Below are 17,115 nucleotides of genomic sequence, written 5' to 3' on the forward strand. Positions count from 1 at the left end.
CCTGCCATGCCGACCTCGCCCGAAGCTGCCGCCCGCACCCGCGCCTTTGCCCGTGTCATCGGGCCCTGGCTCGCCATCGTGCCGGCGATCATCGCCGTGCGCGCGCCCGATCTCGGCGCCATGGCTGCAGGTTTCTTCCAGACGCCGATCATCGTCTGGATCACCGGTGCCCTGCTGCTGTTCTGCGGCCTCCTGATCATCGCCTTCCATCAATATTGGTCGGGCGCGTCGGCCATCCTGATTTCGCTGTTCGGCTGGTTCCTGGCGCTGCGCGGCTTTGCCCTGCTCGCCTTCCCCGACCTGTTCGAGCGGGCGGTGGGCGATACCGCCGGCGCGACCTCTCTCGTGCGGGCCGGCTTCGCCGGCCTCGTCCTGATCGGTCTCTGGCTCACCTACGAAGGCTGGCTGCGCAAGCCGCCCGCCTGAACCCGCCCCTACCGGTAGCCCGTCGCATCGGCGGCCCTGCCGGTTTCTTCGACCTCGACCAGATAGCGCCAGGCATCCGGACGCGAGCCGTCGAGATCGGTGAAGCCATAGACCTGGGCGAGGCCGCCGCTCGACAGCGACTGGCCGTTCCAGCGCGCGCGGTCGGGATCGGCGGCCAGCGCCGCGACCGCGCGCCCGACGAAGCGCGGCGTCTCCGAGATGACGAAATGCGGCACCTTCGCCGTCGCCTCGCGCCAGTTCTCCTCGGTGACGCCGAAGGCCTCCAGCATCATTTCCGACCTCAGCCAGCCGGGCGTCAGCGAGAGGGCGGTCGCGCCATGGCCGGCAAGGTCCTTGGCATGAGCCCAGGCCATGCGGTTCACGGCGACCTTGGCAAGGTCATAGAAGGGCGACAGCCGATAGTGGTCGCGGTTGTAGTCGGCCGTGCCGTCTGTCACCTCGACGAGCAGCCCGCCGGGTTGCTCGATCAGCAGAGGCAGCGCGTGATGGGCGGTGATCAGATGCGTATCGATGCCGAGCCGCAAGAGGCGCAGGCCATTGTCGAGATCGTGGTCCCAGACCGGCTTGTTCCATTCGAACAGCTTTTCGCCGCCCCAGATGTCGTTGACCAGAATATCGAGCCGGCCCGCTTCGCGGCGGATGCGCGCCACCAGCGCCGCGACCTCCGCGCTGACGAGGTGATCGACGCGGACCGCCATGCCCTTGCCGCCAGCGGCCGTGACGAGCGCCGCCGTCTCCTCGATCGTCTCGGCGCGGGCATATTCGGATGGATTGCCGCGTGTCGACCGGCCGGTGACATAGACGGTCGCCCCGGCCGCGCCGAGCTCGACCGCAATGCCGCGGCCGGCGCCGCGCGTGGCGCCGGCGACCAGCGCCACCTTTCCTTCCAGCTTCATGATCGTCTCCGCATGCCGGATCGGCGCGAGCGGTCTTTTCTGCCGCGCCGGGATAATATATAAATGATCATTCGGTTATAAATGGATGTCAAGTTGCCCCGCCCCAAGACACTCCCCGACAGCGATGTGCTGGAGGCCGCGCTGAAACTGATCCACACCGACGGTCCGGAGGCGTTGACCTTCGCCGCGCTCGCCAAGGCCTCGGGCCTGTCGGCGGCGACCCTCGTGCAGCGTTTCGGCAGCAAGGACGAGTTGAAGCGCCGCGCACTTCACGCGGCCTGGGATCACCTCGACGCCCGGACGGCTCGTCTCGGCGCCACCCTGCCGCGCACCCCTGAGGGGGCCATTGCCATGCTGGTCGCACTGTCCGCCGACTATGGCGGCATCGACGCCTATGCCGAGGGGCTCCTGGTGCTGCGCGAGGATTTCCGTGACCCGGTGCTGCGCGCGCGCGGCGCTGCCTGGAAGGCGGCACTCGCGGCCGCGCTGGACGCCCGTTTCGCGTGCGAGCCCTCGGCACCTTCGGGCATCGGCCTGATGATGGCCTCGCAATGGCAGGGCTCATTGCTCTGGTGGGCCTTCGAGCCGGACACCGACGTCACCACCGCCGTCGAGGACGGCCTTCGGCGCTTCGTTGCGGCTCTCACCGCCCCGCCGGCCGATCGCCTCAGCGGCGGCGACGCGCCTCGCCCGGCGTCCCGCCAAAGGCGCGCTTGAACGCGGTGACGAAGTTCGCCGCGTTGGAATAGCCGGCGATGAAGGCCGCTTCGGCCACCGATATGCCGTCCCGCCTGAGCGCATCGTGGGCGCGGTCGAGCTTGCGCGCCCGGACATAGTTCAGCACGGTGGTGTCGTGCGCGGCGCGGAACAGGCGCTGCAGCGTGTTGACGCTGAGCCCGACATCGCGCGCGATCGCCGTCAGTTCGAGCGGCTGGTCGATATGCGCCTCGACATAGTCCATGATCCGGGCGAGCCGCTGGTGGTCGCGCGCGCCCATGCCCCGCCGCTCGGCGGGCAGGTGTTCGCGCGTGATCGCCTCCAGGCTCTCGGCAGCGATCTCGACGGCGCGGCTCTCCAGATAGAGCGGCAGGAGGCCGGGCCCGTAGGGCACCGGATTGAGGATCTGCTCGACGGCGCGGATCAGGCGGGCGCTCGGCTTCCAGCCGATCATCTCGCCCGAGCGCTTGAGGAAGCCGTCGACGGCTCCGTAGCCCGGGATCTCGCTCAAGCCCCCGGTCGCGAGCCATTCGGGCTGCATCGTCACGACCACCTTGCGCACCCGCTCGCCACGGGCCGTGTGCCGGGTGAAGCCGTCGACATGCGCCTGCGAATAGACAACGCCTTTGAGATCCGAACCGGCGCGCTCCGCGTCGTGCGTGCCGAAGCCGACATCGCGGTCGCCGATGACGACATCCGCGCCGCCGCTCAGGAACAGCACGGCGGTGATGCCGGGCGACTGGACCGACTGAAAGGCGAGGTCCTGCATTTCGATCGCGTCGGTCCAATGCAGGAACAGGCCTTCGCGCAGCCGGACCTGCGCGATGCGGCCGCGCATGACGACGTCGTCCTCGGACCCGGCCGGCTGGACGAGCCGGATGTTCGATACCTTCGACCGGCCGCCGCCCACCAGGTCGGCCACGCGGATCGGCCTCTCTGCTTGTTGCTGCTGCATCACCCTAGAACGACTTTAGAATACAGAACGTCACGATCACGATAGCAGACCAATATCCAAAAATCGAGACTGAGCAATTACTAGATTAAACTCATTCCAATGTAAGAATCCGGAGCGAATACCGCCATCTTCATCTTTCACAAAATAGAATGGCGATTGCGCAAAACTGATGTTCATGGCAAGAGCCCGGCTCGAGCGATAGGAATGCGGCCGCGGGGCCGACGGCCCCGGTTTCCGCGCCGGCCGAGGACTTCATGGCATCGACTTCCAGCCCGCTTCTTTCCGTCCAGGCTCGCCATCGCCTTCACGCCACCCTGCTCGCCGCCGTCAGCGCCGCCGCGCTGAACGCAGGCTCCGCCCGCGCGGAGGAGGTGACGACCCTGCCGACGATCACCGTCGAAGGCCAAGCCGAGCGGGCGAACGGGCCGGTCCAGGGTTATGTCGCGCGCCAGAGCGCCAGCGGCACCAAGACCGACACGCCGCTCATCGAAACCCCGCAATTCATCAGCGTCGTGCCGCGGGCGCAGATGGAAGACCAGAGTGTCTCGACCGTCTCCGGCGCCCTGCGCTACACGCCGGGCGTGGTGCCCGAGGTGCGCCCGACGTCCGGACGCTACGACAGCATCGTGCTGCGCGGCTTCGGCGGCGGCGGCACCGACGCCAACTACGTCAATTTCCTCGACGGCCTGAGGGTTGCGCGCGGCATCAACTACCTCGTGCCGACCATCGAACCCTATGGCCTGGAGCGCATCGAGGTGGTGCGCGGTCCGGCCTCGGTGCTCTACGGCCAGATCAATCCGGGCGGCCTCGTCAATCTCGTCAGCAAGCGCCCGACCGCCGAGCCCTACCGCGAGATCAACCTGCAGTTCGGCACGCAGGCGCGCAAGCAGATCGGTTTCGACCTGTCGGGTCCGGCCGATCCCGAAGGCCGCTTCCTCTATCGCCTGACCGGCCTCTATCGCGATGCCGACACGCAGGTCCACCACACCCACGAGCAGCGCATCTATCTCGCGCCCTCCTTCACCTGGCGACCGACCGCCGACACCTCCCTGACCGTGTTCGGCAAATATCAGTACGATCCCGACGGCGGCTTCTACGGCCTGCTGCCGGCGCTCGGCACGGTGACCCCGAGCCCGGTCTTCGGCCGCATCCGCACCTCGTTCTTCGCCGGAGAACCGAGCTACGAGCGCTACAGCCGGCATCTCGCATCGATCGGCTATGCCTTCGAGCACCGGTTCAACGATGTCTGGTCGGTGCGCCAGAACCTGCGCTACGTCGATGCCGCGCAGACCTTCGGCACCTCCTCGATCGCTTCCGTCGTCGGCAGCACCTTCAACCGTCGCTCGGTCTATTCCCAGGAGCGCCTGCGCTCGCTCGCCGTCGACAGCCAGGCCGAGGCGCGCTTTTCGACCGGCGCGCTCAGCCACACCCTGCTGTTCGGCACCGACTACCAGCAGGGCATCTCCGACACCGGCTACGGTGTCGGCACGGCGCCGCCGATCAACTACCTCAACCCCTTCTACGGGCAGGCGATCGCCATGCCGCGTCTCGACTGGACCGACCAGTACCAGCGCCAGCTCGGCTTCTACGCCCAAGACCAGATCAAGCTCGACCGCTGGATCTTCGTCGTCGGCGGCCGCTTCGACACGGCGCAGAACACGCTGACGCCGCGCGCGACCGGCCAGCGCACGGTCCAGTCCGACACCGCGACCACCGGCCGCGCCGCGGTGCTCTACCGCTTCGACAACGGCATCGCACCCTATGCCAGCATCGCAACCTCGTTCGAGCCGACCGGCGGCATGACCTTTGCGGGCGAACCGTTCAGGCCCTCGACCGGGCGCCAGTACGAGGTCGGCGTCAAATATCAGCCGGACGGCTGGCGCGGCCTCGTCCAGGCCGCCTTCTTCGACCTGACGCGTCAGAACGTGCTGACGCCGGACCCGGCCCATATCGGCTTCAACCTGCAGATCGGCGAAGTCCGCGTGCGCGGCATCGAGCTCGAGGCACGCGGCGAGATCACCGAGAACCTCCAGGTGATCGCCTCCTACGCCTATACCGACGCGCGCATCACCCGCACGACCAATCTGGCGAGCCTCGGCAAGCGTCCCGTCACCGTGCCCGAGCACACGGCCTCGCTCTGGGCCAAATATGCCGTGCTCGACGGCGTGCTGAACGGGCTCAGCTTCGGCGCGGGCATACGTTACACCAGCGCGACCGCCGGCGATGCCGCCAACACGCTCTCCGTGCCGGCCTATGCCGTGGTCGACGCCATGCTGTCCTACGATTTCGGCCGCAGCCGGCCCGAGCTCAAGGGCCTGTCGCTGCAGGTCAACGCCCACAACCTGTTCGACCGCGAATTCGTCTCCGGCTGTTTCGCGGCCATGCAATGCGCCTATGGCCTGCGGCGGACGGTCACCGCCGGCCTGACCTATCGCTGGTGACCGCCGTGTCCGGCAGCCCTGCCTCGCTTCTGCCGCAGCCGGCCGGGACCGGCAGGGTCGCCATCGCCGCGAGCGCGGTTCTGCCGCTCGCCGGCCCGTCGGGCCGCCATGAGGTGCTGCTCGCCTGGCCCGACACGCCGCCGCCGGCCGACGGCTATCCGGTTCTGTATCTGCTCGACGGCAATGCCGATTTCGGCACGGCCGTCGACAGCATGCGTGCGCAGAGCCGGCAGCCCGCCTCGACGGGCGTCGGGCCCGGTCTCGTCGTCGGCCTCGCCTATCCGGGCGAGGCGACGATCGATCTCGTGCGCCGCACCCGCGACTATACGCCCGAGGTTCCCGACGGCCGGCTCGGCCTTAGGCCGAATGGCGAAGCCTGGCCGCCGAGCGGCGGCGCGCGCGCCTTCCGCCGCTTTCTGGTCGAGGACGTGCGGGAGGCCGTCGCCGCGCGCCTGCCGATCGACCCCCGGCGCCAGGCGCTGTTCGGCCATTCCTTCGGCGGCCTGTTCGTTCTCGACACGCTCGTGGAGACGCCCGAAGCCTTCGGCACCTACATTGCCTCCAGCCCGTCGCTCTGGTGGGGCGAGAACCTTCTGCCTGAACGGCTCGCAGCCCGGCCGCGGCCTGCTTCGCGCCCGCGCGTCCGTGTCAGGATCAGCGCCGGCGGCCTCGAGGAGACGCCACGCCCCGGGATCGCCGAACGCCTGCCCGCCTATCCTCTCTGGCTTCGGCGCAACCGCATGATCGCCAATGCGGAGGCCTTTGCTGTCCGCCTCAGGTCGGAAGGTTTCGACGCCGGTTTCCACCTGTTCGACGGCGAGAACCATGGATCGGTCGTGCCGGCGGCCCTCAGCCGGGCCATCGCCCTCGCCTTCAGCCTCGACCTGCGGGAGCCGTCATGACCCTGCCGCGCATTCTCGCCCTCGCCCTTGTGCTGATCCTGTCGCCGGCGGCGGTGCGGGCCGAACCGGTGACGGCGACCGACATTCTCGGCCGCACCGTGAGCCTCGCCGCACCGGCTCGCCGGATCGTGCTCGTCCAGGGCCGGCAGGTCAGCACGCTCGCCTTCCTCATGCGCGACCCCACCAGCATCGTCGCCGGCTGGGGCGGCGACTTCCGCCGCCAGGATCCGGCGGCCTATGCACTCTATCAGAAGGCCTTTCCGGCCGTGTCGGCGATCCCGGTCGTCGGCGAGGGCACGGCGCCGACCACCTCGCTCGAACGGATCATCGCGCTGCAGCCCGATCTCGTCGTGCTCAGCCGCCTCGTCATCGGCGCGCGGACGGCGACGCCGACCTCGGCCGACATGATCGACAAGCTCGAAGCGGCCGGGCTCAAGGTGGCCGTGCTCGACTTCTACGTCCGACCGCTCGTCGATACCGTGCCGAGCCTCCGGGCCCTCGGCCGGCTGACCGGCCATGGCCGCGAGGCCGAGGAGCTGATCGCCTTCTATGAGCAGCATCTCGCCCGCGTCAGGGAGCGGGTCGCCGGCCTGCCGCGGCCGACGCTGTTCATGCTCGCCCATGCCGACGGCCGCGACTGCTGCTTCACGCCCGGCCGCGCGACCTTCAACGACATGATCGAGGCCGCCGGCGGCATCAATCTGGGCGCGAGCCTCGTGCCCGGCGTCAACGGCCAGGTCAGCATCGAAAAGGTCATCGCCAGCAATCCCGACGTCTTCGTCGCGACCGGCGGCCTGCATCTTGCCGCGACCAACGGCCTGGTGCTCGGCCCGGGCGTCGACGAGCAGCGCAGCCGCGAGAGCTTCGAGCGCCTGCTGGCCATTCCCGGCATTGCCGCCGTCGGCGCGGTCCAGCGCGGCCGCGCCTATGGCTTCCACCACCTCTTCAACGACACGCCGCTGCATGTCGTCGGCATCGAGGTTCTGGCCAAGTGGCTGCACCCCGAACGTTTCGCCGATATCGACCCGCAGCGGAGCTTCGACGAGATGAACCGCCGCTTCCTCACCGTGCCGGTGACCGGCACCTGGTGGCTCGGCGCGCCGCCGCCTTGAGCCGCGCGTCGTCCGCCCGCTCCGATCCAGAGAGAACCCGACCATGACATTGACTGCAGTCGCGAACGTGCCGGTCGCCGATCCGCGCCGGCTGATGGAGGCGGTCTCGGACCACCTTGCCGAGCACGGCACGCCGCTGCCGCCGGAGCCGGACCGGCGCGGCATCGCCTTCCCGTTCGGCCAGGTCGCGCTCAGCGTCGCCGGGTCCGACCTGGAACTGCGGGCGGAGGCCGCCGATCTCGAGGGGCTCCTGACCGCCCGTTTCGCGCTGACCAGCCATCTGCTCGAATTCGCCGAGGGCGAAGCCCCCGCCATCGTCTGGTCCGGCGATGGCAGCGACGTCGTCCGGCCGCCGAACTACCGCGAGATCACGGTGACGGCGGTCGAGGACGTGACGCCCCACATGCGGCGCCTCCATTTCTCCGGCGAGGACCTCGCCCGCTTCGCCGATATCGGCAACATGCATGTGCGGCTGACCTTCCCGGCGCCGGGCGAAGCCATGCCGGTGCCCAGGCTCGGCCCCAACGGCATGCCGGGCTGGCCCGAGGGTGCGGCACGGCCGGTCGAGCGCAAATACACCATCCGCTCGATCGATGTGGCGACCGGCAGCTTCGCCATCGACTTCGTCCTGCACGACGACACGCCCGGCCCCGGCAGCGCCTTTGCGAGCGGGGCGAGGCCCGGCCAGCGGATCGGCATGGCCGGGCCCGGCGGCCGGGGCCTGATGGCCGCCGACTGGCACTTCTTCATTGCCGACGAGACCGGCCTGCCGGCGGTCGCGCGCATGCTGGAAAGCCTCCCCGCAGAAGCCTGCGGCATCGCCATCATCGAGGTGGCCGATGCCGGCGAGCGGCAGGACCTGCGGCATCCGCCCGGCATCCGCGTCGACTGGCGCCTGCGCGCCGCGAACCCGCCGGCGCTGATCGACCAGGTGCGCGCCGTGGCCTTGCCGGCCGGGGGCAGCGTCCGCGTCTGGGCGGCGGTCGAGTTCGACGACTTCAAGCGCCTGCGCAGCCATGTCCGCGACACGCTGGGGCTTTCAGGCGACCAGCAGCTCGTCGTCAGCTACTGGCGGCGCGGTCACGACTGACGGCGCGCGCCTCACCTGTCCGCCGGGCGCGCGACGAGGCCCACGGCGCCCTGCGCGAGCCGGGCGCCGCGCAACGCCACCAGAACGGCGGCCAGCGGCGCCAGCGCGAGCACCGCAAACAGCCAGAAAGCCGCCGAGGCGGTGCCGGCGACGCCGCCGGGGCTGGTCAGGCCGGCCAGATTGACGATCATGCCCGCCAGCGCCGCGCCGAGCGCCGAGGCGAAGAGCTGGACCGTCGTGATCGAGGCCGAGGCCAGATCCTGCTCGGCCGCCGGCGCCACTTTCAGGACGCGCGTCAGGAGGTGGGGCCAGCCATAGCCGACCCCGAGACCGGCGAGGGCGAGCCCGAGCACGAGACAGGCCGTGAACGGCCAGCCGCCGGCGGCCCGCGGCATGAGCAGCGCCAGCAGCGCCATGCCCGCGAAGGTGACCATCGGCGAGACGATCGTGGCGCGGGCGACGGCGCGCGGCGCAATGCCCGAACTCGCGATCGATCCGCTCGTCCAGCCGCCGGCCATGGCGGCGGCGAGATAGCCCGCCGCCAGCGGCGGCTGGCCGTGCAGCACCTGCAGGAACAGCGGCACGAAGACCTCCGCGCCGGTCACCGCGACGGTGAGCAGCGTGATCGAGGCGAAGGCAAGGCCGAGCGGTGTCGCGAGGCTGAAGGCGCCCTGCGGAAGCAGCCGGCTCGCCGTGCGCCGCTCGACGGCCGCGATCAGGCCGAGCAGCAGGATCGCGGCGATCAGGCCGGCCGCCGTCCAGGTGAGGCCCGGCCGAATGCTGCCGAGCGAGATGGCGAGGATCGCGAGGGTCAGCAGCCCCAGCTGAAGCAACGGCAGGCCGGGCCGGGCACCCCCGGCCGCCTCCCGCTTCGGCAGGACGATGACGGCCATCAGTGCGAACAGCGCGGTGACCGGAACGACCGACCAGAAGGCGAGGCGCCATGCGCCGAGTTCTGCGAAGATGCCGCCGACCGCCGGGCCGATCAGCGTCGCCACGCCCCACATGCCGGAGACCAGCGCCATGCCGCGCGGCCAGAGCGACGGCGCGAAGACGATGCGGATCATGGCGTAGGACAAGGCGAACAGGAAACCGCCGCCGAGCCCCTGGACGATGCGGCCGGCGAGCAAGGCCGGCATGGCCGGGGCAAGCGCGCAGGCCATGCTGCCGAGGCCAAAAATGAGCGCGGCCGCGCCATAGGCGCCGCGTGGCCCGAGCCCCAGCAGCAGCCGCGCCGACAGGGCTGCGCCGACGATCGAGGCGGCAACGAAGAGGGTCGTGCTCCAGGCGTAATAGTCGAGCCCGCCAATATCAGCGACCACGGAGGGCAGGATCGTCGTGGCGATGAACACGTTGACCGCGTGCAGAGCGACCCCGCCGGCAAGCGCCAGCGAACGGATACCATTGCCGCCGGAGAGCAGCGCTCCCCAGCCTTCGGGCCGGTCCTGCATGGGAAAACCTTCGTCTGGCCGCTGTCGGCCCTCGGCCGCGCCGCTCGGGCTCGTCGGATTGCGCTCGATCCCCGGCGCGATATATAACAAGCGATAACTTTGAATATCGGCCACCGGAGAATATGTCAACCATCGACTTGGAAAACACGGCATCGTCGAAGCGGCCGGTCGCCGACCGGATCCTGCTGCATCTGAAAACGCGCGGGCCCCAGACCGCCGCCGATCTCGGCGCGGCGCTCGGATCGACGGGCGAGAACGCGCGCCAGCAGCTCGTCAAGCTCGCGACCGACGGACTGGTGGAAACCGAATCGGTGGTGCGCGGTGTCGGCCGGCCCGCGCAGTTCTGGCGCCTGACCGACCGTGGCCACGCACGCTTTCCCGACACGCATGCGGAGCTGACGGTCAGCCTGGTCAAATCGGTGCGCGACGTGCTTGGCGCCGATGCGCTGGACCGGCTGATCGCGGCCCGCGAGAGCGACATGCGTGCCGCCTATCAGGCCGAGCTCGACGGCCGGACCGGCATCGAAGCCCGCCTGGCCGGGCTTGCCGAGATCCGCAGCCGCGAAGGCTACATGGCCGAGTGGCGCAGGGCCGACGACGGCGAGGGCTGGCTGTTCGTCGAGAACCATTGCCCCATCTGCGCGGCGGCGACCGCCTGCCAGGGCTTCTGCCGCGCGGAGCTTGCGATCTTCCGCGCCATGCTCGGGCCGGACTGTCGGGTGGAGCGCACCGAGCACATCGTGCACGGCGCGCGCCGCTGCGCCTATCGCATCCTGCCCCGATAGCCCCCGGATCGGGACGAGCGCGGCGCGAACGCCGCCGCATGCCTGTTCTCCTCCCGACGGGTGTCAAAAGAACGCGCATCCACAGTGTTTCCACGCCGGGAAACCACGTTCTTTTCTCAAGACCCCCCGTTGAAATCATTGCAGGACATGGTGTTGGCTTGCTTCTCGCAAGTGCCTGAGGCCTTGGCGAAAGGTCAATGACGGCCGAGGAGACACCAATGCATGCCAAACGCAGATTGCGCCGGTCGATCGACATCGTCCTGACCGTCGGGGCCTTTGGACTGGTGCTCTATACCGCGACCATGATGCGCCAATCGGCAACCGTCTCGACCGAGCCGACCCTGCGCCCGCTCGTCCGGGCGTCCAACTGACGGCGGCGGGCCGCCGCGCCCCGCGCCTCCCAGATCCCCATCACAGCGAGCGAGAGAGATCCATGTCGGAGCGTTCCTTCAAGCCCGAAACCCTGGCCCTGCACGCCGGCTGGCGCGCCGACGAGGCCACCGGCTCGGTCGCCGTGCCGATCTATCAGACGACCTCCTATCAGTTCCGCGACACCGAGCATGCCGCCAACCTCTTCGCCCTGAAGGAGCTCGGCAACATCTATACCCGCATCGGCAACCCCACGACCGATGTCCTGGAAAAGCGGGTGGCCGCCCTCGAAGGCGGCGTCGCCGCGCTGGCGCTCGCCTCCGGCCAGGCCGCATCGGCCATCGCGATCCAGAATCTCGCCCGGGTCGGCGACAATGTCGTCGCCTCGACCGATCTCTACGGCGGCACCTGGAACCTGTTCGCCAACACGCTGAAGGACCAGGGCATCGAGGTGCGCTTCGTCGACCCGGCCGATCCGCAAGCCTTCGCCAGGGCGACCGACGAGCGCACCCGTGCCTATTACGCCGAGACGCTGCCCAACCCGAAGCTCACGGTGTTTCCCATCGCCGAGGTTGCCGCCATCGGCCGCGATCTCGGCATACCCCTGATCGTCGACAACACCGCCGCTCCGCTCATCGCCCGCCCGCTCGACCACGGCGCCGCCGTCGTCGTCTATTCCAGCACCAAATATCTCGGCGGCCACGGCACCTCGATCGGCGGCCTGATCGTCGACGGCGGCAATTTCGACTGGGCCCACATCCCCGCCCGCCAGCCGGCGCTGAACACGCCCGATCCGAGCTATCATGGCGCGGTCTGGGTCGAAGCGACCAGGCCGCTCGGGCCGGTCGCCTATATCGTCAAGGCCCGCACCACCCTGCTGCGCGATCTCGGCGCGGCGCTCTCGCCGTTCAACGCCTTCCTCACTTTGCAGGGCATCGAGACCCTGGCCCTGCGCATCGAGCGCCATGCCGCCAATGCAGAGAAGGTGGCGAACTGGCTCGCCCGGCGGCCGGAGGTCGCCAAGGTCATCCATCCCTCCCAGCAGCAGGGCATCGCCCGCGAGCGCGCCGACCGCTATCTCAAGGGCGGCTATGGCGGCCTCGTCGGCTTCGAACTGGCCGCCGGCCGCGAGGCCGGGCGGCGCTTCATCGACGCGCTGGAACTGCTCTATCACGTCGCCAATATCGGCGATGCGCGGTCGCTGGCGATCCACCCGGCGACCACCACCCATTCCCAGCTCGCGCCCGAGGAGCAGCTCGCCTCCGGCGTGTCCGACAGCTATGTGCGGCTGTCGGTCGGCATCGAGCATATCGACGACATCCTGGCCGACCTCGAACGCGGCCTCGCCGCGGCGGGAGAGCGCGCCAAAGCCGCCTGACCGCCGCGCCGGAAACATCGTCCCCCCGACCGCGCGGAGCCGCCGCACCGGCTCCGCGCGGCGTCGTTTTGGACCGTGACCGGCCGAGCCGAAGCCGTCCATTTGGCTCCCGCGCCACTTTTGCCGAAAAAATCTTCGATTCCCTTCACCGGCGATTAACCCAAACGCTGCCTTATGGAGGTCGAATATTTGTCAGTTTCCCCGTATTAGGGGACGTCGCGGCCGGACGGTCCGCTCGTGACGGACCTTGCCGGGCCGGTCGGCGCGCATGCCGACATCTGGCGGTACGGGATCGAGTAGCGAGTATCGCGAGAGCGTAGCGCATGCGTTACATGACCCGTCGTCAGCGTGGCTTCGCTCAAGCTCCCGGCTATCGCGTCCCGCGCAGCCGCGTGCCCCGCTTCATCGTCGGCATTGCCGGCCTCGGTCTCGTCGGCCTTGCGGCCGGCGCCCTGACCGGCATGGCGATGCGCGACAACCGGCTGCCGGTCGTTCTGTCGGGCCATGCGCCCTATCCGGCCCTGACCGCCCCCGAAACGGTCGGCTCGATCCGCCGCTACGAGCCGCTGCTCGATCCGAACTACGTGCTCGGCCCGAGCCCCGCGCCCTTCGGCCACCGGCCGCCGCTGACCACCGCCATGCGGCCGCTCCCGCAGGCGACCGCCAGCGCGCCGCCGCCGGCTGCCGAACCGGCCCCGGTGCCGAGCATCGTGACGGCAGCCCTGCCCGCCGAGCCGGTCGCACCCGAGGAGGAGGAAACCCAGGCGGTGCCGACGCCGTTGCAGCGGCCCTCACCGATCCTCGGCATGCCCATGCCGGTGCCGCGCCCGCCCGAATTGCGCGCGCCACCGACGGTCGCAGAACGGCCGGCCGCGCCGGCGAGCCCGGCGACGCGCCGTGGCCGCAACGAGGCCGTCGCCGCGGCGCCGCCGCCTGACAACCGGAACTTCTTCGAGCGCCTGCTGAACCTGCGGCCGGTCGCGCCCAGCGGGCCGGTGCTCGCCTATGCCCCCTCCAGCGGCGGCCTCGGCAATGGCCGCAGCCTGAACGATGCCGGTGGCACCGCGCCGCGCATCACCATGCCGATCCCGAACCGCACGCCGCCACACGGCACGGCCATCTACGACATCCGCGCCCGCACGGTGTACCTGCCGAACGGCGAGCGGCTGGAGGCCCATTCCGGCCTCGGCGAGCGCATGGACGATCCGCGCCACGCCCATGTCCGCATGCATGGGCCGACGCCGCCGCACGTCTACGATCTCACCGAACGCGAACAGCGCTTCCATGGCGTCCGGGCGATCCGTCTCAACCCGGTGGGTGGCAGCCGCGCGATTCATGGCCGCGCCGGCCTGCTGGCGCACACCTATCTCCTCGGCCCGCGCGGCGATTCCAACGGCTGCCTGTCCATCAAGGACTACGACCGCTTCCTGCAGGCCTATCTGCGCGGCGAGGTGCGCCGCCTCGTCGTCGTCGCCGGCACCTGACGGCGGAGAGCCGCAGCCGCAGTCCATCTGTCGCGCTGCGGCGGTCCGTGCCACGCTGAAGCCGCCCACCGCCGGCCCTGGAAAGCGCTTTCATGCCTGCGTCACGACCGACCATTCTCGTCACCGGCGGCACCGGCCGCCTCGGCCGACTGATCGTCGCGGACCTGATCGGGCAAGGCGCCGCGGTGCGCGTGCTCACCGCCCGGCCTGCCGAGGCACGCGCCCTGCTCGGCACCGCGATCGACCTCGCCGAAGGCCGCTTCGAGGATGCCGACGCGCTCGCGGCGAGCCTCGCCGGTATCGAGGCGCTGCTGCTGCTGTCGCCGGTCAGCGACACTCTGGCCAGCGGCCAGACGGCGGCCATCGCCGCGGCCGAACGCGCCGGCGTCCGGCGCATCGTCAAGATCTCCGGCTCGACCTGGACGATCGACCCGCCCGGCGCGACCCGTTCGGGCGATGCCCATGCGGCGGTCGAGACGCGCCTGCGCGCCTCGCCGCTCGAGACCGTCGCGCTGAGGCCGAATGCCTGGATGCAGACCTCGCTCGGGCCGGCGCTCGTTCGCGCCGCCGCCACCGGCAGCCTCGCCCTGCCCCAGGGCGACACGCCGGTCGCCTTCATCGATGCGCGCGATATCGCCGCCGTGGCGATGAGGCAGCTCCTTGCCGAGACGATCGCGCCCGGCCCCCTGGTCCTGACCGGCCCGCGCGCCGTGACCGGCACCGAGCTCGCCCGCCTCGCCGCGCAAGGCTCGAGCCGGCCGGTGCAATGGGCCAAGCTCGCCTGGGCCGATCAGGAGGCGCAGCTCGCCGCCGCCGGCGTGCCGCAGTCCCATCGGGCCAATATCCAGCGCTTTGCGATGCTGATGGCGGATGGCGCCGCCGCGCCGGTGACCGCCACGGGCGCACAGATCCTCGGCCGGCCCGCCCGCGATGTCGCGGCCTTCGCCGCGGAAACGCTGGCGGCGACCGGCTGATGGCCCGATCGGCCCGATCGCAAGCACAGGGCCGGCCAAGAAAAAAGGCCGCAGGACATGCCTGCGGCCTGAAAGTTTGTTTCCAGAGGGGAACGCCCCTCGAGCCGAGGGGCAGCGAAAAGGGAGGAAGCCAATTTCGCGATGCAACAAGTACATTTGCAGTGCACAATGGTCAAGGATTAAGCACCTGTCTGCCTCGCATGACAGCACTGCCATGCCGCATGCCTCGGTCTTGAACCCGTCCCAATTCTCCGCGCGCGCGACGATCGACCCGACATGTACCCGGCATTTCGCAACAATTGCGCCCAGGTTCGCGAACCACATATAAACTGTTGAAATCGCTTGGAATTGGCCCGGAGTCCGCAAGCCGGAGAAACGCGAATCGGTTCGCGCCTCATGCGCCGCGAGGTGGCCCCGAGACGTCGAGCGGCGGCACCTTTCAGACCGTGCAGCCGGCCAAACTGGCCTTGCCCCGCCGGTCGCGCGGTCAACCGCCGATGCGGATCTCGCCGCCGGCCTCGGTCACCGGAACCGGGTCGAGGCCGTCGGCGGCGTCGCCCGACAGGCACCCCCCGCTCGCCGCGTCGAACATGGCGCCATGCGCCGAACAGAGCAGGCGCGTGCCGTCGGCCGAGAGCACGTTGGCCGAGCGATAGTCGAGCGGCAGATATTGGTGCGGGCAGGCATTGACATAGGCCTTGAGGCCGTCCCCGGTCCGCACCAGGAGCAGCGGGAAGGCACCGGCTTCCGAGGTGACCGACAGGCAGCGCGCCGCGCCTTGCGCCACCGCCTCGGACGGACAGACCAGCGCCCCGTCCGGCGGGGCGCTCGCATAGGCGCGCCAGGCATCGCTCATCTTGGCCGCCCGGCCATCGTCGTCGGAACCGCGATCATGCTCACTCGGCCGCGGCCGGCTTGAGCACGCCGCGCTGGATCTGATCCTCCTCGATCGACTCGAACAGGGCCTTGAAATTGCCCTCGCCGAAGCCGTCGTCGCCCTTGCGCTGGATGAACTCGAAGAAGATCGGCCCGATCACCGTCTTGGAGAAGATCTGCAGCAGGATGCGGGTCTGGCCGCCGCCCACCACGCCCTCGCCGTCGATCAGGATGCCGCGCTGCTTCATGCGGTCGAGCGGTTCCTGGTGGCCTTTCACCCGGGCCTTCGACTTCTCGTAGTAGATGTCGGGCGGGCCCGGCATGAACGCGAGGCCTGCCGCCGCGATCGCATCGGTGCCGGCATAGATGTCGTTGGTGGCGACCGCGATATGCTGGATGCCCTCGCCCTTGTATTCGCGCAGATATTCCTCGATCTGGCTGTGCTCGTCGGCGCTTTCGTTGATCGGGATGCGGATCTTGCCATCGGGCGAGGTCAGCGCCCGGCTGGTCAGGCCGGTCATCTTGCCAGAAATGTCGAAATAGCGGATCTCGCGGAAATTGAACGTGTCCCGGTAGAACCGGTACCAGGTGTCCATGTTGCCGCGCACGACATTGTGGGTGAGATGGTCGAGGTAGAAGAAGCCGAAGCCTTTCGGCCTCGGATTCACCTCGCCGAGCCAGTCGAACTCACGCGAATAGGCCGAGCCCGTCTCGCCATAGCTGTCGACGAAATAGAGCAGCGAGCCGCCGATGCCGATCACCGCCGGCACGTCGAGCGACTTGCCCTCGCCGGCATATTCGGTGGCGCCGAGGTCGAGCGCGCGCTGCAGCGCCTTCCGCGCGTCGACGACGCGCCAGGCCATGGCCGGCGCACAGGGCCCGTGCTCGGCGACGAAGGCCGAGGCGTGGCTGTTCGGCTCGCGGTTCAGCAGATAGTTGATGTCGCCCTGGCGGTAGAGCGTGATGTCCTTGGTCCGGTGCCGGGCGACCGGCGCGAATCCCATCTGGCGGAACAGCCGGTCGAGCTTTTCCGGCTCGGGATGGGCGAATTCGACGAACTCGAAACCGTCGGTGCCGGCCGGGTTGCTGTCGCTGATGGTGGCCTTGGGCGCGTCATGTGGAAAGGGACCCATTGCCATGTCCTCCCGCATCCTGATGGTCGATGCCGGAAGACTACGCCCACGCCGGTGCGAAAGGGCTGCAAAAGCGCCGACGCCACGCCAGGAGCCTGCACGTTC

Annotated in this window: 16 protein-coding genes; 11 read left to right on the forward strand and 5 right to left on the reverse strand. The window is 69.6% G+C overall.

Annotated features, from left to right (window positions below):
- Positions 1-6: 6 nt before the first annotated feature.
- Entirely contained in the window at positions 7-426 is a 420-nt protein-coding gene (locus OZ671_RS19000; protein ID WP_268862201.1) for a hypothetical protein, read from the forward strand.
- A gap of 8 nt (positions 427-434) precedes the next feature.
- On the opposite strand, the gene OZ671_RS19005 is transcribed toward OZ671_RS19000, so the two are convergent.
- Complete coding sequence (locus tag OZ671_RS19005) at positions 435-1,343, reverse strand: SDR family oxidoreductase (protein WP_268862202.1); 909 nt, start codon at positions 1,341-1,343, stop codon at positions 435-437.
- A 93-nt stretch (positions 1,344-1,436) separates the two neighbouring features.
- Between OZ671_RS19005 and OZ671_RS19010 the strand changes: the two genes are divergently transcribed.
- Complete coding sequence (locus OZ671_RS19010) at positions 1,437-2,060, forward strand: TetR/AcrR family transcriptional regulator (RefSeq protein WP_268862203.1); 624 nt, start codon at positions 1,437-1,439, stop codon at positions 2,058-2,060.
- On the opposite strand, the gene OZ671_RS19015 is transcribed toward OZ671_RS19010, so the two are convergent.
- On the reverse strand, positions 2,011-2,982 hold the full coding sequence (locus OZ671_RS19015) for a helix-turn-helix domain-containing protein (protein WP_268862204.1): 972 nt from the start codon (positions 2,980-2,982) through the stop codon (positions 2,011-2,013). The two genes, OZ671_RS19010 and OZ671_RS19015, sit on opposite strands and share 50 nt — an antisense overlap.
- Before the next feature lie 287 nt (positions 2,983-3,269).
- On the opposite strand from OZ671_RS19015, the gene OZ671_RS19020 reads away from it, so the two are divergent.
- The 4 genes from OZ671_RS19020 to OZ671_RS19035 are packed head-to-tail and all read left to right on the forward strand — an operon-like array spanning position 3,270 to position 8,560.
- A complete protein-coding gene (locus tag OZ671_RS19020) occupies positions 3,270-5,456 on the forward strand; it encodes a TonB-dependent siderophore receptor (protein WP_268862205.1) in 2,187 nt (728 codons plus the stop codon).
- A 5-nt stretch (positions 5,457-5,461) separates the two neighbouring features.
- Positions 5,462-6,358 carry an alpha/beta hydrolase gene (locus OZ671_RS19025; protein ID WP_268862206.1) on the forward strand — a complete coding sequence of 299 codons (897 nt, stop codon included), beginning with the start codon at positions 5,462-5,464 and terminating at the stop codon, positions 6,356-6,358.
- The gene (locus OZ671_RS19030; RefSeq protein WP_268862207.1) at positions 6,355-7,470 is read left to right on the forward strand and encodes an ABC transporter substrate-binding protein; all 1,116 of its coding nucleotides are present in this window, start codon (positions 6,355-6,357) and stop codon (positions 7,468-7,470) included. The genes OZ671_RS19025 and OZ671_RS19030 overlap by 4 nt, the downstream gene beginning before the upstream one ends.
- 43 nt (positions 7,471-7,513) lie before the next feature.
- Positions 7,514-8,560, forward strand: a complete 1,047-nt coding sequence (locus OZ671_RS19035) for a siderophore-interacting protein (RefSeq protein WP_268862208.1) — start codon at positions 7,514-7,516, stop codon at positions 8,558-8,560.
- Positions 8,561-8,571: 11 nt separating this feature from the next.
- On the opposite strand, the gene OZ671_RS19040 is transcribed toward OZ671_RS19035, so the two are convergent.
- Positions 8,572-10,011 (reverse strand): MFS transporter, encoded by a 1,440-nt coding sequence (locus OZ671_RS19040; RefSeq protein ID WP_268862209.1) that lies wholly within the window; start codon positions 10,009-10,011, stop codon positions 8,572-8,574.
- A gap of 122 nt (positions 10,012-10,133) precedes the next feature.
- On the opposite strand from OZ671_RS19040, the gene OZ671_RS19045 reads away from it, so the two are divergent.
- From OZ671_RS19045 to OZ671_RS19065, 5 genes are all read left to right on the forward strand, one after another.
- Positions 10,134-10,796 (forward strand): helix-turn-helix transcriptional regulator, encoded by a 663-nt coding sequence (locus tag OZ671_RS19045; protein WP_268862210.1) that lies wholly within the window; start codon positions 10,134-10,136, stop codon positions 10,794-10,796.
- A 218-nt stretch (positions 10,797-11,014) separates the two neighbouring features.
- Complete coding sequence (locus OZ671_RS19050) at positions 11,015-11,167, forward strand: hypothetical protein (protein ID WP_268862211.1); 153 nt, start codon at positions 11,015-11,017, stop codon at positions 11,165-11,167.
- A 62-nt stretch (positions 11,168-11,229) separates the two neighbouring features.
- Positions 11,230-12,543 carry an O-acetylhomoserine aminocarboxypropyltransferase/cysteine synthase family protein gene (locus OZ671_RS19055; protein WP_268862212.1) on the forward strand — a complete coding sequence of 438 codons (1,314 nt, stop codon included), beginning with the start codon at positions 11,230-11,232 and terminating at the stop codon, positions 12,541-12,543.
- A gap of 332 nt (positions 12,544-12,875) precedes the next feature.
- A complete protein-coding gene (locus OZ671_RS19060) occupies positions 12,876-14,027 on the forward strand; it encodes a DUF2778 domain-containing protein (RefSeq protein ID WP_268862213.1) in 1,152 nt (383 codons plus the stop codon).
- Between the two features lie 92 nt (positions 14,028-14,119).
- Entirely contained in the window at positions 14,120-15,001 is an 882-nt protein-coding gene (locus OZ671_RS19065) for an SDR family oxidoreductase (protein ID WP_268862214.1), read from the forward strand.
- A 487-nt stretch (positions 15,002-15,488) separates the two neighbouring features.
- On the opposite strand, the gene OZ671_RS19070 is transcribed toward OZ671_RS19065, so the two are convergent.
- Both OZ671_RS19070 and hppD read right to left on the reverse strand, forming a co-directional pair.
- On the reverse strand, positions 15,489-15,857 hold the full coding sequence (locus tag OZ671_RS19070) for a Rieske (2Fe-2S) protein (RefSeq protein WP_268862215.1): 369 nt from the start codon (positions 15,855-15,857) through the stop codon (positions 15,489-15,491).
- 40 nt (positions 15,858-15,897) lie between these two features.
- Complete coding sequence (gene hppD, locus OZ671_RS19075; RefSeq protein ID WP_268862216.1) at positions 15,898-17,010, reverse strand: 4-hydroxyphenylpyruvate dioxygenase; 1,113 nt, start codon at positions 17,008-17,010, stop codon at positions 15,898-15,900.
- Between the last annotated feature and the right edge of the window lie 105 nt (positions 17,011-17,115).

The sequence above is a fragment of the Phreatobacter sp. AB_2022a genome (genome assembly GCF_026847585.1).
Taxonomy (GTDB): domain Bacteria; phylum Pseudomonadota; class Alphaproteobacteria; order Rhizobiales; family Phreatobacteraceae; genus Phreatobacter.

Coding starts and splice junctions, on each gene's coding strand:
- OZ671_RS19005 (WP_268862202.1), bottom strand. CDS start 1,343: ATGAAGCTGGAAGGAAAGGTGGCGCTGGTCGCCGGCGCCACGCGCGGC.
- OZ671_RS19050 (WP_268862211.1), top strand. CDS start 11,015: ATGCATGCCAAACGCAGATTGCGCCGGTCGATCGACATCGTCCTGACC.
- OZ671_RS19070 (WP_268862215.1), bottom strand. CDS start 15,857: ATGAGCGATGCCTGGCGCGCCTATGCGAGCGCCCCGCCGGACGGGGCG.
- OZ671_RS19060 (WP_268862213.1), top strand. CDS start 12,876: ATGACCCGTCGTCAGCGTGGCTTCGCTCAAGCTCCCGGCTATCGCGTC.
- OZ671_RS19065 (WP_268862214.1), top strand. CDS start 14,120: ATGCCTGCGTCACGACCGACCATTCTCGTCACCGGCGGCACCGGCCGC.
- OZ671_RS19055 (WP_268862212.1), top strand. CDS start 11,230: ATGTCGGAGCGTTCCTTCAAGCCCGAAACCCTGGCCCTGCACGCCGGC.
- OZ671_RS19000 (WP_268862201.1), top strand. CDS start 7: ATGCCGACCTCGCCCGAAGCTGCCGCCCGCACCCGCGCCTTTGCCCGT.
- OZ671_RS19040 (WP_268862209.1), bottom strand. CDS start 10,011: ATGCAGGACCGGCCCGAAGGCTGGGGAGCGCTGCTCTCCGGCGGCAAT.
- OZ671_RS19035 (WP_268862208.1), top strand. CDS start 7,514: ATGACATTGACTGCAGTCGCGAACGTGCCGGTCGCCGATCCGCGCCGG.
- OZ671_RS19020 (WP_268862205.1), top strand. CDS start 3,270: ATGGCATCGACTTCCAGCCCGCTTCTTTCCGTCCAGGCTCGCCATCGC.
- hppD (WP_268862216.1), bottom strand. CDS start 17,010: ATGGGTCCCTTTCCACATGACGCGCCCAAGGCCACCATCAGCGACAGC.
- OZ671_RS19030 (WP_268862207.1), top strand. CDS start 6,355: ATGACCCTGCCGCGCATTCTCGCCCTCGCCCTTGTGCTGATCCTGTCG.
- OZ671_RS19045 (WP_268862210.1), top strand. CDS start 10,134: ATGTCAACCATCGACTTGGAAAACACGGCATCGTCGAAGCGGCCGGTC.